Annotated in this window: 25 protein-coding genes and 1 tRNA gene; 10 read left to right on the forward strand and 16 right to left on the reverse strand. The window is 71.4% G+C overall.

From position 1 onward, the window contains the following. Nucleotides 1–171: 171 nt before the first annotated feature. Nucleotides 172–441, forward strand: coding sequence for a hypothetical protein (locus L0P92_RS02275; RefSeq protein WP_234760710.1), 270 nt, complete (start codon nt 172–174; stop codon nt 439–441). Nucleotides 442–500: 59 nt separating this feature from the next. On the opposite strand, the gene L0P92_RS02280 is transcribed toward L0P92_RS02275, so the two are convergent. The 5 genes from L0P92_RS02280 to L0P92_RS02300 all read right to left on the reverse strand — a co-directional run bounded on the left by L0P92_RS02280 (nt 501) and on the right by L0P92_RS02300 (nt 4,235). Beyond that, a tRNA-Met gene (locus L0P92_RS02280) sits at nt 501–574 on the reverse strand. Nucleotides 575–837: 263 nt separating this feature from the next. Beyond that, nucleotides 838–1,203: a hypothetical protein gene (locus tag L0P92_RS02285; protein WP_234760711.1), complete on the reverse strand. Its 366-nt coding sequence runs from the start codon at nt 1,201–1,203 to the stop codon at nt 838–840. After that, complete coding sequence (locus L0P92_RS02290) at nt 1,200–1,868, reverse strand: hypothetical protein (RefSeq protein ID WP_234760712.1); 669 nt, start codon at nt 1,866–1,868, stop codon at nt 1,200–1,202. The genes L0P92_RS02285 and L0P92_RS02290 overlap by 4 nt, the downstream gene beginning before the upstream one ends. Continuing rightward, on the reverse strand, nt 1,865–3,214 hold the full coding sequence (locus L0P92_RS02295) for a hypothetical protein (protein ID WP_234760713.1): 1,350 nt from the start codon (nt 3,212–3,214) through the stop codon (nt 1,865–1,867). The genes L0P92_RS02290 and L0P92_RS02295 overlap by 4 nt, the downstream gene beginning before the upstream one ends. Before the next feature lie 10 nt (nt 3,215–3,224). Continuing rightward, complete coding sequence (locus L0P92_RS02300) at nt 3,225–4,235, reverse strand: hypothetical protein (RefSeq protein ID WP_234760714.1); 1,011 nt, start codon at nt 4,233–4,235, stop codon at nt 3,225–3,227. A 433-nt stretch (nt 4,236–4,668) separates the two neighbouring features. Between L0P92_RS02300 and L0P92_RS02305 the strand changes: the two genes are divergently transcribed. After that, complete coding sequence (locus L0P92_RS02305; RefSeq protein ID WP_234760715.1) at nt 4,669–6,012, forward strand: hypothetical protein; 1,344 nt, start codon at nt 4,669–4,671, stop codon at nt 6,010–6,012. A gap of 49 nt (nt 6,013–6,061) precedes the next feature. Here the strand turns inward: L0P92_RS02305 and L0P92_RS02310 are convergent, their stop codons facing one another. Further along, on the reverse strand, nt 6,062–6,832 hold the full coding sequence (locus L0P92_RS02310; protein WP_234760716.1) for a hypothetical protein: 771 nt from the start codon (nt 6,830–6,832) through the stop codon (nt 6,062–6,064). A gap of 324 nt (nt 6,833–7,156) precedes the next feature. Between L0P92_RS02310 and L0P92_RS02315 the strand changes: the two genes are divergently transcribed. Then, nucleotides 7,157–8,533 carry a hypothetical protein gene (locus L0P92_RS02315; RefSeq protein WP_234760717.1) on the forward strand — a complete coding sequence of 459 codons (1,377 nt, stop codon included), beginning with the start codon at nt 7,157–7,159 and terminating at the stop codon, nt 8,531–8,533. 51 nt (nt 8,534–8,584) lie between these two features. Here L0P92_RS02315 and L0P92_RS02320 read toward each other — a convergent pair whose 3' ends face one another. From L0P92_RS02320 to L0P92_RS02365, 10 genes are all read right to left on the reverse strand, one after another. Then, nucleotides 8,585–8,791: a DUF6011 domain-containing protein gene (locus L0P92_RS02320; RefSeq protein WP_234760719.1), complete on the reverse strand. Its 207-nt coding sequence runs from the start codon at nt 8,789–8,791 to the stop codon at nt 8,585–8,587. Continuing rightward, a complete protein-coding gene (locus L0P92_RS02325; protein ID WP_234760720.1) occupies nt 8,788–9,309 on the reverse strand; it encodes an AAA family ATPase in 522 nt (173 codons plus the stop codon). Before L0P92_RS02325 ends, L0P92_RS02320 begins: the two co-directional genes overlap by 4 nt. Continuing rightward, entirely contained in the window at nt 9,306–10,040 is a 735-nt protein-coding gene (locus tag L0P92_RS02330; RefSeq protein ID WP_234760721.1) for a hypothetical protein, read from the reverse strand. The genes L0P92_RS02325 and L0P92_RS02330 overlap by 4 nt, the downstream gene beginning before the upstream one ends. 2 nt (nt 10,041–10,042) lie before the next feature. Then, nucleotides 10,043–10,858, reverse strand: a complete 816-nt coding sequence (locus L0P92_RS02335; RefSeq protein ID WP_234760722.1) for a hypothetical protein — start codon at nt 10,856–10,858, stop codon at nt 10,043–10,045. A 2-nt stretch (nt 10,859–10,860) separates the two neighbouring features. Beyond that, the gene (locus L0P92_RS02340; protein WP_176188065.1) at nt 10,861–11,481 is read right to left on the reverse strand and encodes a hypothetical protein; all 621 of its coding nucleotides are present in this window, start codon (nt 11,479–11,481) and stop codon (nt 10,861–10,863) included. Nucleotides 11,482–11,552: 71 nt separating this feature from the next. Beyond that, complete coding sequence (locus tag L0P92_RS02345) at nt 11,553–12,344, reverse strand: hypothetical protein (RefSeq protein WP_176188063.1); 792 nt, start codon at nt 12,342–12,344, stop codon at nt 11,553–11,555. After that, on the reverse strand, nt 12,341–12,733 hold the full coding sequence (locus L0P92_RS02350) for a hypothetical protein (protein ID WP_234760723.1): 393 nt from the start codon (nt 12,731–12,733) through the stop codon (nt 12,341–12,343). The genes L0P92_RS02345 and L0P92_RS02350 overlap by 4 nt, the downstream gene beginning before the upstream one ends. Then, entirely contained in the window at nt 12,730–13,197 is a 468-nt protein-coding gene (locus tag L0P92_RS02355; protein ID WP_176188058.1) for a DUF4326 domain-containing protein, read from the reverse strand. The genes L0P92_RS02350 and L0P92_RS02355 overlap by 4 nt, the downstream gene beginning before the upstream one ends. Before the next feature lie 122 nt (nt 13,198–13,319). Beyond that, on the reverse strand, nt 13,320–13,568 hold the full coding sequence (locus tag L0P92_RS02360) for a hypothetical protein (protein WP_234760724.1): 249 nt from the start codon (nt 13,566–13,568) through the stop codon (nt 13,320–13,322). Next, nucleotides 13,565–13,945: a DUF8336 domain-containing protein gene (locus tag L0P92_RS02365; RefSeq protein ID WP_234760725.1), complete on the reverse strand. Its 381-nt coding sequence runs from the start codon at nt 13,943–13,945 to the stop codon at nt 13,565–13,567. The genes L0P92_RS02360 and L0P92_RS02365 overlap by 4 nt, the downstream gene beginning before the upstream one ends. 243 nt (nt 13,946–14,188) lie before the next feature. Here L0P92_RS02365 and L0P92_RS02370 point away from each other — a divergent pair, with 243 nt between their 5' ends. From L0P92_RS02370 to L0P92_RS02400, 7 genes are all read left to right on the forward strand, one after another. Beyond that, nucleotides 14,189–14,731 (forward strand): hypothetical protein, encoded by a 543-nt coding sequence (locus tag L0P92_RS02370; RefSeq protein ID WP_234760726.1) that lies wholly within the window; start codon nt 14,189–14,191, stop codon nt 14,729–14,731. A gap of 86 nt (nt 14,732–14,817) precedes the next feature. Continuing rightward, on the forward strand, nt 14,818–15,765 hold the full coding sequence (locus L0P92_RS02375; protein ID WP_234760727.1) for a DEAD/DEAH box helicase family protein: 948 nt from the start codon (nt 14,818–14,820) through the stop codon (nt 15,763–15,765). Continuing rightward, a complete protein-coding gene (locus L0P92_RS02380; RefSeq protein WP_234760728.1) occupies nt 15,765–16,598 on the forward strand; it encodes a hypothetical protein in 834 nt (277 codons plus the stop codon). Before L0P92_RS02375 ends, L0P92_RS02380 begins: the two co-directional genes overlap by 1 nt. Then, entirely contained in the window at nt 16,598–17,863 is a 1,266-nt protein-coding gene (locus L0P92_RS02385) for a DNA cytosine methyltransferase (protein WP_234760730.1), read from the forward strand. Before L0P92_RS02380 ends, L0P92_RS02385 begins: the two co-directional genes overlap by 1 nt. A 57-nt stretch (nt 17,864–17,920) precedes the next feature. After that, nucleotides 17,921–18,133, forward strand: coding sequence for a hypothetical protein (locus L0P92_RS02390; protein ID WP_176188044.1), 213 nt, complete (start codon nt 17,921–17,923; stop codon nt 18,131–18,133). A gap of 8 nt (nt 18,134–18,141) precedes the next feature. Continuing rightward, a complete protein-coding gene (locus L0P92_RS02395) occupies nt 18,142–18,732 on the forward strand; it encodes a WhiB family transcriptional regulator (protein ID WP_234760731.1) in 591 nt (196 codons plus the stop codon). Then, entirely contained in the window at nt 18,729–19,178 is a 450-nt protein-coding gene (locus tag L0P92_RS02400) for a hypothetical protein (protein WP_176188040.1), read from the forward strand. The genes L0P92_RS02395 and L0P92_RS02400 overlap by 4 nt, the downstream gene beginning before the upstream one ends. Nucleotides 19,179–19,753: the final 575 nt, after the last annotated feature.

Raw genomic sequence — 19,753 nt, forward strand, 5'->3', positions numbered from 1 at the left:
CATTTCTAAGACGCCGCCCGAAGGGACGCTAACGAATGGGTCATAGAGGGCCGGTCTCCTCCTGTTGTTCGTAGGCGGCCCGGGGTGCAGCGGCGGAACCGGCGTCGGTTGAACTGGCGGTGCGCGGTGGCAGGATCGCCTGTGGATCCGCTCACGGACAGGGGAGCGGCAGTGGCGTGTACGTACGAGTGGCCCCGGGGGGCAAGCCGCGAGGACTCCGCGGCCCTGGAGGCATGGCTCGCTCAGCACGGCTGGGAGGTCGACCCAACGGTGTTCATGGCCGGCGCGCGGGGGCCGGCGGTCCAGGTGCGCCGGGTTGGTTCGGCCTGGGAGGACGGCGAGCCGGGGCTGTTGATCCTGCCGGGTGAGGTCGTGGAGTACGACGGCAGCGGGATGCGGATCGCGACCCCGGCATCGGAGACGGCCACGGTCGGCGCGTAGTGCCCGGCGCCTCACACAGCTCCGGCCCCCCAACGTGATGTTGGGGGGCCGGGCCTTTGTAGCGCGGGCCGGATTTGAACCAGCGACCTCTGGGTTATGAGCCCAGCGAGCTACCGAGCTGCTCCACCGCGCGTCGGTGTGTGGCCTAGCGTACGCCACGCGGGTGGGCTGGGCAGGGATTTACCCGGCGGGTGCCGGAAAGAGGTGCGCGCGAGGCCCCAGCAGGGGATTCGAACCCCTCGGTGACACCGGAGACCGCTGCAGTGGCGGCTGCCTCGGCAGACCCGCCCGGTCTCGCTCCAGTGGTGCGCAGAGCCTCGCGCACGACCACGTTCCCGTGCATCGCCCGGCCGCTGCAACGGAGTTGTGGTGTCGATTCGGGAACACCCGACAGACCTACTCCCAGCAGTGGCAGCCGACGCACAGGGTGCAGCAGCCGCACCCGTAGTCGCACATCGACGACTGGAGGTGCCCGCAGGCCGCGTTGATCGGGCTCTCGCCGGGGATCGGGCAGTAGCACTCGCCCTCGGGGCAGTTGCGGCGGCACCCGTCGTCCTCGCTGTCCGGTGGGAGCCCGCACGGCCCGGAGTGCGCGATCCCCTGGGGGCAGGCCCGGCCGACACCGTCGACCCACCGCCCGCAGACCGTCACGAAGAGCGCGCCCTCGGGGATCCGCCACTTCTCGTCCTCGGCCCGCTGCCGCGCGGCCCAGCCCGCCGCGACTTCGGCGTACCAGTCGGTGCCCGCCTCAGCCGCCGTCACCGGCCGACCGCCTGCCGGGTGGGAAGGGCAGCGAGCGGGGACCGGTGGCCCCTAGGGGTTGCGCGGACGGCCGGCCAGTCGATCCGACGGCTTCGCAAGACCCGGTCCAGGTCGGCCTGGCGGTAGAGGCGGACCTGGGTGTGGTGCCATCCCTCCACGACCTCCGAGTGGCTGAGCATCCCGGCCCGTACGAGGTGGTCGAAGTCGCTCTCCCTCACGCCGAGGACCTTGGCCGCCGCGTCGCGCATGTAGAGGCGGCCCGCGGCCGAGGCGCGTTCGACCTTGCGTCGGTCAGCGGCACGGAAGGTCTCAAGGGTCAGTCCGCAGTAGAGCGGGCGGTCGTGGTACTCCCCGCGGATGGGCAGGTGGCCCCGGCGAGCCAGCTCGGCTGCGGTCCCGGAGTGCACGGTCATGCTGTAACGCCCGGCGAGGTACTCCTCGGCACGGGCGGCTCCGACGTCCGGGAGCGTGCCGGTGGCCTGCTTGATGGCGTCGATGTTGGCGACGGTGTCGTCGAAGACGGCGGCCGACCAGCGTCCGCCGTCGACGTCCGGGCCGGGGATCAGGCCCAGACGCTGCCCGCGTTCGAACTGCCACAGGTGCAGGCCGGAGCGGGTGGGGAACTGCACGGGGCCGTACGACTTGAGCGGCGCGGTGGTGGTCACGTCGGGTCTCCGTTCGGGTCGGTGCAGCTGGTGTCCGAGGTTTGGGGGGCGAGGGCTTCGGCGTGGAGGGTGCGCTGCAGGTCGCCGTCCTTCACGTGGGAGACCAGGAAGCCGGCGTACGTCACCAGCTCGCTGCAGGGGGCCGGCGGCGGCGTGATCTCTTCCTTCTGCTGGTAGTACCGGCTCCGGGGGCGGCGTCGTGGACGCGGGGGAGGCCCCTTGCGGGGCAGCGGCTTGCCGATCGCCGCGGCGTGGTGCTTCACCGCTGCCGTGTCAATGCCACGCAATCCCGTGGGCTTCGGGTTCGGCAGGACTTCTGCGGTGTCGTCGACGGAGGCGTCAACGGCCGCCTGGGGGTCGGTCCCGTCGACGGCCGCGGTGAACGCGGCCACGGCCATGCGCACGTACGTCCAGGCGGCCGTGTGGACGGCCCCCTCCAGGCGTTCCTTGTGCTGCTCGGCGAGTTCGGCCTCCCGGGTGGCCGCCGCGATGGCCAGGTCGTATCGCTCGGCACGCAGGTCGGCGATCTCGGGTTCCTCGCCTTCGCGGGCCTCCGGCGACTCGGCCGCGGCGCGTCGCCCGGCCTCCTCCCCGGTCTTCCACGCGTCCCGCCAGGCGCCTGCAAGCGCGTCGCACCGGCGGCCGGCGCGGACCAGGGCGGCGTCGACCTCCTTGGGCCAGACGACGATGCCGTCGGGGTGCGGGGCGTTGATCTCGGGGTAGACCTGGGCGTACTCCGTCCAGTGCTGCCGGTAGTAGCGGCGCCCCTCTTCAGTGATCTGGTAGCCGACCCCGCGGGTGGCCTCCTCGGCCAGGCCGTATTTGTCGATCAGGACCTTCTCGATGGTGGTGCTGTACGTCCAGCTGAGGGGCTTTCCGCGCTGGTGGGCGCTCCAGAGGTAGCCGAGGACCTGCCAGGACCGGTCGGACAGTTCAACGGTCGAGCGGCTGCCGCGCCCCATGTCGTGGGCGGCCCGGTACACGGCCCGGCCCTCGCGGGTCAGGAGCACGGTGTGCATGATGCCGAACCGTGTGGCGCGGATGTGCTGCTCGATGAGGTCCTTCTCGATGAGCACGGTCATCGTCGCCCCGTTGCCCTGGTTGTGGTAGCCCTCCCATTCGAGTCGGCTCTGCAGCGTGGTGATGCCGAACAGGTCCCGGTTGTAGGGCTCGTGGGTGAAGTCGATCTGACGCCACTCGGAGGCCGGCCTCTTGTCGTACTTTCCCTGGGCGGCTGCGTACGCGCGGTTGGCCTCGTTCTCCTGGTCGAGGTCATAGATGATGCGCACGAACGCCTGCTGCCGCTCGTTCAGCGCCTCCCAGACAGCCAGTCGACGCTCCCGCACGGTGGGCTTCTTAGCGGGCACGGACGGCCCCCGTGGGGCGCACATGCCCATCCTTGGGCGCGTCGATCGGGCACCAGCCACCGCGGACGAGTCCGTCCTCGAGGAGTTCGAGGACGTCGTCCTGGTCCTCGTCGTCGAGGCGGAGTTGGGTGTGCGGTCCGACCGGGCCGGCGAGGATCAGCACCTTGCCGCGCTGGCGAGCGGTGGTCACCCATTCGTCGGTGAGGTCGACGGCGGCGAGGAAGAAGTGCCCGTGCCCTGTTTCCTCGTCCGGGGCGGAGGTGGCCGCGCGTACGGCGATCCAACTTGGCGGGACAGTGCCCGTGTTGTGCTCCACGCGCAGCGACCAGCCGCGCTCGCCCATGTCGCTGGTGCCCTCGTAGGCGAAGCCGTCCTCGAGCAGGTGGAAGTCCAGGAGGTGGAAGAGCGACGGGTGTGGCTCGTAGTCCTCCGCCTCCGCGGTGATGAGCAGCACCGGCAGCGGCGGACCGTCGGGCTCGTCGGCGGGCGCCAGGTGCGCGGCGGCGGTGAGCCCGAAGTGGATGATGCGTTCCTCGGGGTCGTCCGGGACTTCGACGCTGACCCTGTGCGGCTGTTGCGGGATCTCGACGGGGACGGCCCAGCGGATCACGGAGGGCTTGCAGGCGGCGTGGGCGAAGTTCGTCATCATCACGTGCGTGGCCGGGTTGAGGTCCGGGTCGTAGACGCTCACGGTGAAGATGACCGAGGTCGGGTCGGTGGCGGTGCTGCCGGGCTCGTAGCACTCGTAACACTCGTACTTCTTGGCCGACCGCTCCTGCAGGAACTCCCGCAGGTCGTATTCAACTCCGATGTGGCCCTCCCCGTCGACGAAGCGTTCGACTTCGGGGGTGAGGACGAAGCCGCCCTGCGCCTCGTCCGTGCGCTCTGCCCGCGGCCTGCGCAGGGCCTCCAGGGCGGCGGTGTACGACATGCCGGTCTTCTCGGCCAGGTCGTGTGCGCGGCCGGAGAGGCTGTTGCTGGTCTTCTTGTTCTTCGTCACGACAGCGAACTCCACGGCAGGACACCCACGCTGCCCGCCACCAGTTCGTCGGTCGGTCGAAGAAGGGCAGGGTTGAACCTCACGGGCCCTTGCCCGGCGGGATGCCGGGTGCCGATCTCCTGGCCGGCGAGCCTTCGACCGTTCGTGCCGTCGCTGCGTGGGAGCGGACGGCGGGTCTGCGCGGTGCGTGTCCAGCGCTGCCACCAAGCGTAGTGGCTGCCACTGACAATGGGGCCACACACAACCGACCGCCAGAGCGGCTATCCTCGGCAGCGGCGGGCACGACCGCCACTCGCTGAAGGGGACCGCAGCCCACGCTCGGGTTCCCGGTTGTAGGCCAAGACCGTCTTTCGACTCATCGTGCGCGCTGGCCTCGTCCGCTCTCTGCGTGGCGTGCGCGTGGGGCATGCCGTGCGCCAGGAGAGTGCGACCGATGTCGAAGAAGCCCCGCCGTGACCGGCAGGTACGCGATCGCGAGATCAAGCGGCTGAAGCGTGAGCGCGGGATCAGCCACACCGAGGCGATGAGGATCGTGGACGCCGGGCGGGTCCCCGCCGACGCCGCCGGTCTGTCCCCGTACGTGCCCCCGAAGGGCCTGCACCTGCCGGACGGGTGGAGCAAGGACGGCACGCCGTTCACGCCGCCGCCCGGGGTGCCGCCGAAGTCCGATCCCTACGGCCACGCCCACGATGTGGGTGCCGGCGCCTATCTGCTGACCTTCACCGTGCCGGACCGGGAGGACTGGTACGGGACCGAGGTCGACAAGGCCGTGAAGGCGATCGTCTACGCCCACCGCTTCCTGGTCCGACCCGGCGTCGGCTGGTACCGGGCCCATGCGTCGGTGTACGGGCCCATTCCGATCACGGTGCCGTACAGCTCCGACGCCGAGACCCCCGACGGTTTCGTCACGGTGACGGTGATGGTCACCCCGTACGCGCGGATCGGTGCGGGTCTGCAGGAGCTGATCGCGTTCATGGAGGACTCGGTGCGCGTGTCCTCGGAGACGGTCCTGGGCCTGTATCCGGTGGCGGCCGGCCTGGAGCCGGAGCGGTTGCCGGTCGAACTGGACATGGCAGACGGGATCCGGGAGCGGCTGGAGCCGCGCGACTTGTCGTGGATGCATCGGCATCCGACGCTGGCGGACCACGGCCCGGCGTACGAGACGTATCCGGACCGGGTGGTCGACATCCGGGCCCGCGGCTGGCGGTACACCGGCGAGGGCCGCTACACCGTCGACTACGAGGCGCTGCGGGACCTGCCGGAGCGCACGTACGACGAACTCGCGGCGATCGACGGGCCCTTGAGCGTCGTGGAGGAGCCCAACCCGTACAACGCCGAAGACTTCGTGAAAGCCCTGGAGTCCGCCGGCACCGCCGCAGCCGCCTCACTCCTGGTGGCGCTCTACCAGCTGGACGCCCAATACAAGGAGTGGTCGCAGGAGTCTGGCGAGCCCAGCTGCTCGCTGACCGCGGGCCGGGAGGGCTCCTGGGAGAGCGAGACCATGATGGCGATGGTCCAGGACCTCGGTCCGGCGCTGGCCGGGCAGCCGGACCGGTTCCATGCCGAGACCACGGAGGCCCTGAAGGAGGAGCTGGAGGGCTGGACGGGCATGTCGCAGCACTACACCGAAGTCGCCGAGAACGTTGCGGTGCTGTTCTCCCGCGCCGCGGACAACCAGGGCGGCTGGAGGGCGCTCGCCGATCAGGAGCTCCAGGCCGTGGAACCGCTGCGTACCTGGCTGATGTCGAAGTCGCCGACCCGGCTCGCGCAGGCGTAGGGCGCGCAGGGCCGGCCGGAGGTGAGGCTCTGGCCCAGGGGCCGCTGTGTCATGCCGCCGAGGAAGAAGCGATCTTCTCCGTGAAGTCGTGACAGTCCTGGTCGGTCAGGGTGAACCCCACACTCGGCCCCCGCTCGGAGAGTTGCGGCATGGCCGGGACTCCCAGTTCCATCAGCCGCCGCCCGTCGGCCGGACTGCACCACAAGGTGACCATTCCCTGGGGATGCCCGGCCCACGTGGCGGTCACCCCGCCCCGAAGACCCGCACGGCGCCGCAGCGCCAGCATGAGCCGGTCGCCCGCCGCGCACTGGTCGTCGGCGCGTACGGTACGCCCGTCGATGATGGCGTTCTCGCGGGCGGCGATGGCTTCCCAGTCCGGTGCGACCTGCCCGGGCTTCGGCGGGACCCAGTGGCAGCGGATGCCGCGCGTCCAGCGAAGGCGGCTGTCGCAGTCGGCGATGGCGAGCGAGAGGCGGGCCTCCGCGCTCAGGGCCTCGGCGAAGCGCGCGCCCGTGGAGGCATGGAGCAGATCGTGAATGCCCCGGCTGGCGACGTACAGGGAGAGGACGCTCCCGGTCGGGTGCGCGTCCAGGCCGTCCAGGTGAAGGTTCAGCAGGAGCCGGTGCATCGCAGGATCGGACTTCCTGCGGGCGGCGGCCCGCTCCTTGAGCGTGGCCCACGCGGAGGAAACCGTCGCCGCGATCACCTGGCAGGTGACCTCAACGGCATCCGGATCGCCGTACTCGTCGTCGGGAAGGTGCCACCGCACGGCGTCGCTGGTAAACGGCACGAGCCGTTCGAGTGTGTCGGTGTCGAGCATGTTCGGGCCCTCCCTGGCCGTCGGCAGACCGCGCTCATCGTACGGAGGAAGCCGGGTTGTTGGGGGCGAGGGGCCCGGTCGTCGCGCAGCGCGACACCGAAGTCGCCGACCAGTTCGCGCCGGCGTAGGGCCACACGTCGGGCTGGGCCGGTAGAGTCAGGCGGTGGCGGTTGCGCGACCGCCTGATTCCGTGAGGGACGACCGGCCCACGCCCGGTGCTCCCGCAGCCGGACAAGACGTCTTCGACTCCTCGTGCAGCAGCATCGCCCACCACTCTTGATGTGCGGCGTGCGCGTGGGGCATGCCGTGTGACAGGAGTGTTCGATGCCGCAGGACTCCCGCGCCCGCACCCGCGCCATCCGCGAGGTCATGGCCGCGACCGGGCTGAGCTACAACAAGGCCGCCCTTCAACTCGACGCCGAGAACGCCCCCGCGACTGCTGACGCGGCCGGGGACGTGCAGCTGCACGTCCTGCCGTTCGTGTTCTCCGCCACCGTGCCGGCCGATGTCGACCGCCGGGAACTCGCCCAGGCCCTCGCCGACGAACTGCACACCCTGCGCCGCGTCGGGGAGGAGTACCCGGGCCGCGCCGACGTCGTCGTACCCGCCCCTGTCTGGGAGCCCGAGCCCCACCTGGCCGGGTACGTCCACGCGACGCTGATCGTGCACGCGTGGGCGGTACGCCCCTGGCAGCGTGAGGGCGAGGCGGAGGCGGTGATGCGGGACTTCAACGCCGTGGCGAAGGCGTGGCTCCTCGCCCGCTACCCGGTCCCGGTCGAAGGGCACCCCGTCGCCATGATGCTCGGCTCGGCCCGGGCGCAGGCCCTCGCCGCCGAGTTCACCGCGCACACCGGCGGGGACCACGAGGACCTGCCCGACGGGTGGGCCGAGCTCATCGCTGCCCGGCGGGCCAAGGTGGCCGCCACCACGGTCGAGCCGCCGGAGCCGATGGTGCTGCCCGAGATGGTCCCGAACGCGCCGGGCGGCGCGGACAAGACCAGCGCGGTGGTCTCGCTCCCGCTACCGGCGCACCGCCCCGTCGACGTCGACTCGGCACCGCCGCGGCCGTACCGGGTGGTCGACCGGGAGTGCCAGGGCTGGTACCGGCGCAGCGGTGACGGCCGGTACGACGCCGACCGGGGCTACAACCGTGACCTGGAGACCACGGCGTACGAGGACCTCGAGGCGGCCAGGGGGCCGCTGCGCCCAGTGGAGCCGCCGACCGACGAGGAGTGCGCGGCGGTGAAGACGGCCTTGGTCAACGCGGGCCGGAAGGCGGCGGCGTCGCTCCTCGTGGCGCTGTACCGGCTGGTGTACGTGGACTCGCAGCTCGAACGGACCGGTGGCCCGCGGTACCGGGTGATGGCCGGCCGGGAGGGCTCGTGGGAGACCGACCTCATGGTGCGCCTGGCATGGGACATCGGCGCGGACCTGGCCGAGAGGCCGAAGCGGTACGACGAGGCCGCCGTCGCCGAGCTGGTGCGCGTCGTGGACATCTGGATCGCCGGGCCCGGCCGGTACACCGAGGTGGCCGCCAACCTGGCGTGGCTGTTCAGTTCGGTCGCGGACGAGGCAGGGGGTTGGGCGGCGGTCGCCGACCGGTACCTGCAGCCCGGCGACCGGTTCGGGCACCCCGAGCACGTCGTCGAATCGGTGCAGCGCCTCCTCATGTCGCAGTCTGCGCACCACGAGTTCATGTGATCGGCCCGGGCGGCGGGGTGGTGGATGTGCCGCCCCTTAGTACGTGCCGCATCACGCCTCTGGGAGTTCGTCCTGCTCGACGTTGAAGCGGCCCGGGCTGGGGGCCGAGGTCAGGTCGTGCCGGCACTTCTCGCCCCGGCCCCAGAGGCGGGACTTGCGGTTGGTCAGCGGGGTCTTGCAGTCGAGGCACGTCACGACGGGCCGGTAACGCGTGACGGGGATGGGCAGGCTCGTCTGGTCCTCGGGCCGGGTGGTCATCGCGCCAGCCGCCGCGGGGCGTGGAGGGCGGCCCGGCACGCGTCCGTGAGCTCAGCATCCTCCAGCCGGATCACGGCCGCGTGGCCCTCGGCGTCGAGGGCGGGCAGGGCGGCGGTGATGGCCGTGTGCTGGCGGGTCACGTCGGCGGCCGGGACCTTCCGGGCTCGCGACTGCTGCCGGGCCAGACACTCCGTCAGCGGCACCATCAGCACGAGGAGGATCGTGGCGCGGCCGTGCACGGTCGCGATCGCGTGGACGCGGGCGCGGCGCTCCGGCTGCGAGTGGGTTCCGTCCACGACCACCGGCGTCCCGGCTGCGCAGTGGGTCGCCAGTTCCGCCCACGCCGCCGTCAGCGCGTCCTCGGTCACCGCTTCGACGCCGGTGTCCCCGGGCATCCGCCGCTGATGGGCGTCGTAGCTGACGACGGCCGCGCCCAGCTCGCGCGCCAACTGCTCGGCGAGCGTGGACTTCCCCGCGCCGCTGGGAGCCATGAGCAGCACGCACGGGCCGGGCGTCACGGGCTGTCCTCGGGGAGTTGGGGCTGCAGCTCGTCGTGGCCCTTCTCCTCCCACTGGCGCCGGTAGGCGGACACGTACTCGTCGCAGGTGCTGCGGGCATGGAAGACGGCGGAGTCGGAGCCGAGGTCGGGGCGCCAGAGGTTGGGCCCGGGGAACCGTACGGCCTTCATCCGGGCCGTGATGGCGTCCCCGCAGCCGAGGCAGTGGCCGGCCGGGATCGCCATGAGCCGTTCGGTGTTGGCCATCTCGAGGCCGACCATGGCCTCGGTGGTGACGTGGGTGCACGGCGGGATCTCGTTGCACAGGCGGCAGACGCTGTAGTGCTCATCCAGGACGAAGAACGGGCGGCTGGCGCGTACGGCGTAGTGCTTCGGCTTCGCGGTGGGCTGTTCGGCGGGGCGTATGACGAGGACCAGGGGGCGGTGCTCCCAGGTGGCGCGCTCGGGCTGATCGCCCATCTCCCGGCCGGACACGACCTGCTCCGCCCACCACTGGGTGAACCGTGCCCACTCCTGCTGGAAGTGCTCCGGCCACAGATCCACCGGCCGCTCGTTCACCTCGACGACTTCGTACGCCTTCCGCTCCCTGAACACGATGATGGTGCCCGGCCGGATGCGGGTGGAGTGGTTGGTCTCCTTCAGGTACGGCATGACCCCGTCGCCGGGCAGGTATCCCCGCCTGTGCGGCTGTTGGGGGCGCCACTGGTGCAGGAAGCTCACGGGTATGCGCATGGTCAGGCGTCCTCCGGTTCGTCGCTGCTGATGACCAGCCGCAGTCGCGCCCGCGGGGGCACGGGTTCCTTCCCGGGGACGGGCCAGTCGTCGGCGCGGACGCCGTACACGGGCGGCTCCCAGCCCTCCCAGGTGTAGTGCCGGTACAGACGGACCCAGTCGGCCTCGTAGTAACAGGGCAGCAGGCCGCCGGCGTTCGGGATCGGCTCGGGCGCTCGCTCGTTCTGCTCCTGGACCTGGGCGCGGACGCGGGCGGCGTGGTCGCGGTGCCGCTGGCAGAACCAGTGCCACCGGTACCAGCCGGTCCCGGGCAGCTTCTCCAGGACGCGGTCCTTACCGGGTGCGCCGCAGACGTTCTCGGTGTTGCGGAAGTCCTCGGCGTCCCGCTTCTCCTGCTCGATCCTGGCGGGCAGGCTCATCTGCTCCGCCCTGAAGGGGCGTTCCTTGTACGGGCGGACGCGGGGGCCGACGCAGGTCCGCTTGGACGCCTCGTAGCCGCCGGGGCGCTCGTCCGGGGGAACGTAGCGCGGTCGGTCGTGTTCGATGAGCGCGCGCAGCGGGTCGGTGTAGCGGTGCCGTTCGTCGCGGCCGAGGGCCTCGCGGATGTTCGCGAACTGCTCCTTCCCGTTGGCCGGCTTGGGCAGCATGGTGATGACGTACGCGAACGCGAGGAGGAGCCGGCGCGAGTCTGCGTCGGCCCGTTCGTCCTGGTAGATCTGGTGGGCGAGTTCAGCGAAGCCGCCGCCGTCCCGGCCGCCGGTCTTCGTCGACGGGTCCTTCTTCGGCGGCTCGTAGGGGATCAGGTTCAGCGCTCCCACGCTCAGCCCTCCTTGGATTCGAGCACCTGCACCATGGTCTCCCCGGTACCGGTGGTGAGGCGGTCAGCAAGGAGGGCTTCGCCGGCCTCGGTGAGGCGTACGAAGGTGGCGCCGGTGGCGTCGGACTCGCGGGTGGTGGTGGCCAGGTGGGAGAGGAACAGCGTCTGGAAGAGGTCCGGGTCGGCGAGGCCGGTGACGCTGGAGGCGCCCGGGCGGTGGGTGACCTGGCGGTCGGCGATGAGGCGCAGGGCCTGCCACTCCTCCTCGGTGGGCTCGTCCAGGCGCCGGACGTGGACGCCGACGGCGCCGGGGTTCGGGTTGTCGAGGATCTCGGCGGTGTAGCCCGCGTCCAGCAGGAGGGCCTGGATCTCGCGGTCCCGGTCGGCCTCGATGCGCTCGCTGGTCTCGGTGCCGTCGCCCTCGTCGTGGACGTAGTGCACCTGGACCAGGGCGCCGTGCTGCTGGGAGGCGAGGAAGCCGGAGCAGCGCGGGGATCGGGTGCCGGTGCGGCCGATCCCCACCTTCTTCCGGCGCTGGAGTCGGCCGCCGCTGGACTTGATCAGGAGGTTCCCGATCGTCTGGGCGCGAATGGACCGGTGGATCCGGGCCAGGGGTCGGGGCATGGTGCTCCTTGGTGCAGGCGGGGCCGCCGCCCTCGAGGGCGGCGGCCTTGGTGGGAGGTCCGACGGGTTGATCAGGCAGCGACGGGGGTGGGGGTGTCGAGTTGGGTGCCGAGCAGCAGCGCGCGGATCGACTTCTCGTACTCGCCCGAGCAGATCCGGTCGTGGAGGAGCTGACCGGCGACCAGGCACCGGGCGCGCAGGCTGATCGCGGCGACGACGTCCGTGTCGGCGCCGGCGTCGGTCGCGGCCTTCTCCGCGGCGGCCGAGGCGAGCGTGTAGGCCGTCTTGAGGCCGGCCGCGCGTCGGGAGTACCGCGCCTTCCAGTGCGCCCAGTCGGTCACGGCCCGGGTGTCGTCCAGGCGCTCGTCCCAGGCGGCGTACTGGCGGCGGGCGCCGTCGGGGTCGGCGGCCCACGCTTCGGCCCACTGCCGGGCGAGGTCGGGCACCTGCGCGATGGTGTTGAGGACCTTTTCGCCGCGGTGCCCGAAGGCACGCCAGGCGTCGGTCTCCGCTACGACGTGGACCTGGTGGGACATCAGCCAGTACGGGTAGTGGCCCTCGCCCCAGTTGCCGGTCTCTCCGCGCGGCTGTACGACGAACAGCCGGATCGGCCAGCCCTCCTCGATGCGCTCCAGGATCTCGCCGGGCTTGGTGTACATGTGGAAGTACGAGAACGGGGCGTCGGTGTACCACTTCTTGCCGGGGCTGGGGTGGTCGATGGTCTGGCCGACGTGGTCGGCGAGGTTGACGGTCGTGACGGGCTCGCCGTGCTCGCGGGCGTACCGGGCGAGGTACTCGCAGCTGGGGTGGACCGTCCCGTCGGGGCGGGTGGCCATGTAGTGGGTGACCGGTCGTTTGCTCATAACTCCTCCGTGAACAGATTGAGTTGCTCGGTGTGGGTGGGAGCGGAGCTGGGCTCGGGCGGGGGCTGGTGGCAGCGGCAGTTGCACCGGACGCGGCAGCGCCGGTCGGCGAGGTAGACGGTGGCGGTACTGCCGAGAGGGAAGCTCCCGCGGCAGGGGAAGGGGCCGAAGCCCTGGCCGATGACGGTCTCGTGCTCGTAGCCGCCCCAGGCGATCCACTGTTCGTGGCCGCACTCGCCGTGCCGGTCGTACCGGCAGGCGTTGGAGGTGATCTGGCAGGGGCATTCGGTTTCCGCGGGCGGGATCTCCAGCGGGGCAAGGACGTGGTCGCGGATCCAGGCCGCGTCGGCCTCGGGCATGTTCGGCACGACCGCCGCGACGGCGGTCACGCAGCGTCCCGCAGGTGCTGCAGCGGGGTCTCGCCGCGCCGGGCCCTCGAGCGGTCGACGCGGCGCCGGGCGAGGGTGACGTACCGCGCGGTCTCGGCCGGGTCGGCGTTGGCCCACTGCATGAGCACGTCGGCGTGGCAGGCCAGGCCCAGTTCGCAGGGGCAGATGAGGTCCTTGCCGCGCAGCTCTTCCAGGCGGTCGAGGACGCGGTCGCGCTGCAGGTCGTACTCGGCGTCGTTGAAGTAGGTGCGGTCGCCGGCCAGCCACTTGCGGTACAGGTCGACGACGGCCTCGTGCGCTTTGGCGCGGTCGCCGCGCTCGGCCAGTTTCAGCGTGTAGGCCCAGTCGAGCGTGAAGGGGTTGCCGAAGTCCCGGGTCGTGCGGTCGACGATGACACCGTCGCCCTTGCGCCAGCCCTCGGTGCGCTCGCGTTTCCTCCTCACGGGCAGGGCGGGGGTGCTCAACTGGGTCTCCGTTTCTGCTGGGGCGGGTGGGGTGATTGCGCGGCAATCACGCCCGTGGGGATTTTGGGGCTGTGCTGTGAAATGAAGATCGGTTACGCTGGCCGCGCCGTACGCGGTGTGAACTACTGGGCCGCCGCCTCGTCTTGGGGCTGGCGGTCTTCGTCTTTGGACTGGCAGGGCGGGGTCTTGTCGCCCTGGAGTGTGTTCCAGGACTTCTCGCCCAGCGTCCACTCGGTCCACCACTGGCGGCGGTAGGGGTGCGGGCGGCGGTCGGCGAGCATGCCGCAGTCCCCGCACCGCTTGCGGTAGTCGTTGATCTTGTCCCACCGGTGCCGCTTCGGTTTGGCCGTCTCCTGCTCGGTCTGGCTCATGCGGCCTGCCGGACGGTGATGCCGTAGCGCTCGGCTCGCTCGATACAGGTCGGGCAGGAGGGGGCGCGGCGGTCGGCCGGCCGGGTGGGCTCCAGCCCCCAGAACTTCGCCTGCGGCTTGCACAGGGCGTCGCCCCTCTTGCGTACCAGGCGCCCGGCGTTGAGATCCTGGTCCAGGCGCAGGTGGTAGTTGGCCTGGGAGCGGGCGCCCTCGTGCGGGTTGAAGGCGTAGGCGACGTGGGCGCTGGGCACGTCAGGATCAACGGGGACCAGTTCGACCGTCACGGCCGGCGGCGGCACTGGCTCCGGAGCGGGCGGATCGGTGGCGTGTTCCGCGATGAGGTTCGCGAAGAACTCGCTGAATGGCATGGTGGGCATTGGCGGATTCGGGCGGAGCGGCCCTGTCCTCCTTTCGTAGTCGACGTGCCGGACGACCACACCATACCCAAAACCCATTGCTTACGTATAGGGTTTTAGTTATCGTGGGGCCGCCGGGACGGTTGGTGCAGCACGCACCACCGGGACCTCCGGCACGGTTCTGCGAAAGTGAGGTCGTACATGTCGTACGCCGACGCGCCGGTCAGGGTCCGGCGCGGCCCGCCGTCGAGAGGATCAACCGCCGTGGCTGACGAGCAGCCCTCCGTCCCCGTGTTCCGCCTGACCGACAAGACGTCCTACGAGGTGATCGCCGAGGGCGGCGTCGCCAAGTTGAAGACCGACTTCGGGGTGCTCGAGGGCAGCGCCGATGCGTTCGGCGCGCTCGCCCGGGCCGCCGGCCGCGCGGTGTGGGCGGTGCGCGACGACTCGGGAGACCTGCCGTCCCGGCCGCTGTACATCCCGCAGGACGTGAAGGACGCGGCGGAGAAGAAGGCCAAGCGCGAACACCGCAGCCTCGCCGACGTGCTGCGCGGCGGGTTCACGAAGTACCTCGAGGGCGGCATCACGCCGGTCAAACCGGTGCGGGCACCGCGCCGGGCGGCGGGCGAGAAGCCGGTCAAGTCGCTGCCGAGCGCCAGCCTGCGCATGAGCGACGACGACTGGGCGCCGATCGAGGCCCGCTGCAAGGCCGACAAGGAGCGCCTGAAGTTCCTCGTCAATCCGTCCCGGGTGATCACCCAGTACCTGCGTGAGGACTACCTGGCCGGCGAGCTGGACCAGGAGTAAGACGCCGCGCGGGGGCGCCCTGCGGGCTGGAAGCCGACACCGGCCCGGCCCTCCGCGACAGAACAACCGCATAGGAGACCCACCTCATGGCGACCGCCGCCGAGGCCCCCGTATCCGCGGGCGGCCTGGTTCCGCACACCCAATTTCAGTTCGCGCAGGCCGCGAAGGAAGCCCGTCCCGTACGTGCGCTCCTCGACGGCCCGCCTGGTTCCAACCGGTTGATCTCCGCTCTGCGGATGGCCTCCGCCCTGGGCGACACCATCGCGGTCATCGACACCGAGCGTGGCAGGTCCCGGCAGTACGCCGACGAGGTCACGTTCGACGTCACGGAGATGACCTCGTTCGACCCGAAGGACCTCTGCCTGGCGCTGTACGCCGCAGCCTCATACGACGTGGTCGTGCTCGCCAGCTGGTCCGCGTTCTGGAGCGGCCCCGAGGGCGTCCGCGACCAGGTCGCCCAGCGCGGCGGCAAGGGCGGCAGGGATGCGGCCTGGGACGAAGTCCGGCCCGTGGAACGGCAGATGATCGAGGCGGTGCAGTGCTTCCCCGGCCACGTCATCGGCGTCCTGCGTAACCGCCTGGAAGCCGTTCTGGCCACCGACGCCGCCGGGCGCACGGTGCCCACCCGGGTGAGTATGCGCGCCGAGGCCCGCGACGGCCTCGAGTACGACGTCGACTTCGCGGCGTCCCTGCTGCCGACCCACGAGATGGTGGTCACCAAGTCCGCCGCGCCCGCCCTCGCCGACGAGGTCCTCACGGACGCCGTCGCCGTCGGGGCCGCGCTGAGGAAGTGGGCCGACGAAGGAGTCGACCGGGCTCCGCGCACCGACATGCTGCACCGCGCGTACGACGGCGAGGCCACGTACGAGTCGCTGTCCGAGCTGGCCCGCGAGATCCAGGAGTGCCGGGCGGCGGGCATGGCCGCCATCGACCACCAGGGGAAGCTGACGACCCTCGGCGACCTCGTCTCCTTCCGGCTCTCCCGGGCGTACGCCCGCAGCCAGCAGGCCAACGCCCAGCAGGGGGCGGCGTAGTGGCCGACCGCGAGCACGGTTACGCGAAGTACAAGCGCGAGGGGTGCCGGTGCCCGATCTGCCGCGCTGCCAACGCCGCGTACGTCGCCAACCGGCAGAAGCAGATCATCCTTCGGCGGTGGCAGCCGTATGTCGACGCCGAGCCTGTGCGTACCCACGTGCGGGGGCTCATGGAGGCCGGGATGCAGCGCCGTCACCTCGCCACGGCCGCCTGCATGTCGCACGGCGTCCTCGAGCGACTGCTGTACGGCCGGCCCTCACTGGGGAGGGCGCCCTCCCAGCGGATCCGCGCCCACCACGCCCGGGCGCTCCTGGTCCTGCGTGCCGACCCGGCGGCGCCGCCCTCCCGGATACCGATCGACGCCACCGGCTCATTACGGCGCGTGCGGGCGCTGGGGGCGATGGGCTTCCCCGACGCGGTGCTGGCCGGTGAGCTGGATATGCACCCGATGAACTTCCACACCATGCTCAGCCAGGCCACCGTCACCGTGGGCATGGCTCAGCGGGTGGCCGCCCTGTACGACCGGGCGTGGAACGCGGACCCGCGCGCCTTCGGCGCCACCGCCCGCGGCATCACCCGTACCCTGGCGCGCGCCGCGGCAGCCGGATGGTCCTCCCCCCTCGCCTGGGACGACGAGTCGATCGACGACCCGGTGGCAGTCCCCGACCTCGGAGCCCGCGCGACCCGGACGGCCGCGCTCGTCGAGGACATCTCCTGGCTGATGGAGACGTGCGGGTACACCCGGCAGCAGGCCGCCGAGCGGATCGGGGTCACGAAGGCCGCGGTCGACCAGGCGTTCGCGCGGGCCAACCGGCGAGCGGAGGCGGCCTGATGGCAGCGTTCGCCGTGACGTGGAGCGACCAGTTCGGCGGGGGCGGGGGTGTGCCCGGGGGCCTCGAGCAGGTGCCCGGCACGGTCGTCGTCCAGGCCGGCAACCACGCCGCACACTGCACGGCCACCTACAAGGCCAACCACCAGCATGTCCGGGTGCACCTGGCAGACCTCTCGCAGGTGGTGCCGTCGGCGTGGCCGCGGACCCACGCGCTGTGGTCGAGCCCGGAATGCACTCACCACACCGTCGCGCAGGGCCAGCCGCGGCTGCAGGGCGAGTTCGTCGACGGCCTGTTCTCCACGACCGGCGCCGACGAAACCGCCATCCGCTCGCGGGCCACCATGCACTGTGTCCCGAGGTTCGCTGAGTTCCACCAGTACCTGTTCATCGTCGTGGAGAACGTGGTCGAGGCTCGCTTGTGGGGGCCGAAGCACAACAAGGGCGCCGCCTTCAACGCGTGGCTCGCCCAGTTGCGTGCGTGGGGCTACCGCCACCGCATCGTCTACGCGAACTCTGCGCACGCCGCCGCCTACGGGCCGGCCGCGCACACCAGCCGGGACCGCATGTACGTCGTGCTGTGGCACGAGTCCGTCGGCCGCACGCCGAACTTCGACAAGTGGATGCGCCCGCTCGTGGTGTGCGCCCGGCACGGGAAGGTGCAGGCGCTGCAGAGCTGGAAGCTGACGGACTCCTGCTCGCCGCAGCGGCCGTGGGGCAAGTACATCTCCCAGTACACCTGGCGCTGCCCTCACAAGGCGTGCGCCACCGTGGACCTGGAGCCGTACGCGCTGCGCCCGATCGCCGAGGTCCTGGACCTCTCCAACCCCGGCCCGCTGATCGGCGACCGCTACCTCCGCCCGCACAACGCGAACACCTGGCGAAAGATCCAGGACGGGCACCTCAAGTACGGCGGCGCCCCGTTCATCGCCGAGCTGCGGGGTGGCGGCTCCACGCACCGGCCCACCAGCCGGCCCCTGTCAACGCTGACCGCAGGCGGCAACCACCACCTGTGGGTCAGCGGAACCGCTGCCGACGTCCGCGATCGGCACGCCCGGCTCGTGACGATCGACGAACGGAAGGTCGCCATGACCTTCCCCGCCGACTACGAGCTGATCGCCACCGCCGAGAAGAAGCAGGACCGCGACAAGCAGCTGATCTCGATGGTCGGCAATGCCGTCACCGGCAACATCGCCCGCGACCTGGGGGCGATGGCCTTCGAATTCATCACCGGCCAGGAACTCGAACCCCTCGGGCTGGCGGCATGACCGCCGCCCGCCGGGTCGCCCTGGCCCCGACCGCGCCGTGGACGGAGGTGAACTCCCATGCGCATCCGCTGCCTTGCCGCCGCGGCGCTCACCGGTGCTGCCGTCTTGTGGTGGCACCGCCGCCGGGTCGACCAGGCCCTGGCCGGCGAACGGCTGGAGCGGGTCCTCGAGCGTGCTGTGCACCGCCGGACCCGGTCCGAGCTGGCCGCGACGCTCGTCGTCGCCGAGGCCACCGACGTGATTATCCGGGCGCAGGCCCGCGAGGAGTGAGGATCGACATGCTCAGCCCCGACCAGAACGCCGCCCTCTCCGAACTCGAAGCCCACCCGAACTGGCCGCTGCGGTCGTGCGCGGTCACCGACGAACTCGGCGAGTTCGTCATCGACCCGGACCTCTTCTACACGCCCGGTGCCGCCAACGAGCGGGACGCCAAGAAGGTCTGCCTGAGCGGCTGCCCGGTCCTGGCGGCCTGCCGCGCCTACGCCCTCGGCGGCAGCGGATGGTGGGAGTCCGACGGCGTGTGGGGCGGGATGACCGCCGACGAACGCCGTGCGGAGCGCCGGGCACAGAAGAAGCGGCGCGCCCGGCTCGCCCGCCAGGGCGACAAGCGGCCCCAGCCGACGGAGAACTGGGAGCCCTCCCCGGCGCAGGCGTCACTGCTGCAGGCCCTGGCCGAGCAGCCGGACCTGCGGGCCGCGGCCGAGACGATGAAGCGGCCCTACCCCAACGTCCGCTGGGTGTACGCCCAGATGTGCGAGCAGCTCGGCTTCCACTCCGACGAGCTGACGGTGCCCGCGCTCCTCGAGGAGGCCGCCAAGCGAATCTCCGGCGAGCGGCCGTCCGGCCCCGAGCTGGAGGCCGCCGCGTGACGACGGCCCTCCTCCCCCTGCGCCCGGCGCCCGCGGACGACGAGCCGCGCACCGCCGCACCCGCTGTACCGGTGCGGCGCGGCCGGGGCCGGCCGCCGGCCCTGACCAACCCGGAGCAGATCGAGCAGCTGCTCACCGACATCAGCCGGGGCGCCACGGTGGCCGAGGCCGCAGCATCGGCCGGGCTGTCGAGGACCCCGGTGTACAACCTGCGCCAGCACGACTCGGTGTTCGCGGCAGCCCTGACGCTCGCTCAGAAAGCAGGCAAGCAGGCGCGGCGCGCGGCCGGGCCGGAGCTCCAGGTCGACCAGCACGGCACGGAGTCGAGCTACACCAAGCGCCGTTGCCCCTGCGAGCCCTGCCGGGCCGCCGGCACCCAGGCCCGCAACCGCCGTCGCGCCGCGACCGGCGACACCACCAACGCCCCTGCCGCTGCGGCAGCCTGACAGGAAGGAAAACGCCGTGAACACCTGCGAAAAGTCGATGCGACACGTCGGAGTGAAGGTGGTCGCAATCCACGCGGTCGCAGAGGTAGGCTCAGCCCTGGCCATATTTGGGGATCACGGATCCGGTGGCCGCACTAGTCCGAAAACGCTTATGGCCCCCGCCACCCCCGGAGTGGACGCCGGGGTAACGAGGGCCGAAAAAGCGCCGAGACCGTGTTGGGACGGCCGAGGCATGAGCCATCGTACCCGTGCATCCAGTGCACGGCACATGAGGACCCACCCGGGCAGCGCATACGCGCCATGCCCGAGGGCGGGTCTTGGCATGTCTCGGACTGTTCTTCTTCCTCGATTCCGCACCGGCGGCGCCGTCTTCGGCGTGATCTCGCAGCGGAAGAGGGATGGCCAGGTCCTCCCCCGAAGGGGGGCTGGCATGACGTAGGTCTGCCGCGGAGGTGATTGCCCCGCAATCACGGAACCCTCCGCCGGCCGCTGTTCGCCGACCAGTTGATTGCCCGTCAACCAGTCGAGCCACGCGCGGCCACTTCCAACGGTGGTCAGTTCAGGTGCCCGCCTGC

The organism is Streptomyces muensis, assembly GCF_021474425.1.
GTDB classification, from domain to species: Bacteria; Actinomycetota; Actinomycetes; order Streptomycetales; family Streptomycetaceae; genus Streptomyces; species Streptomyces muensis.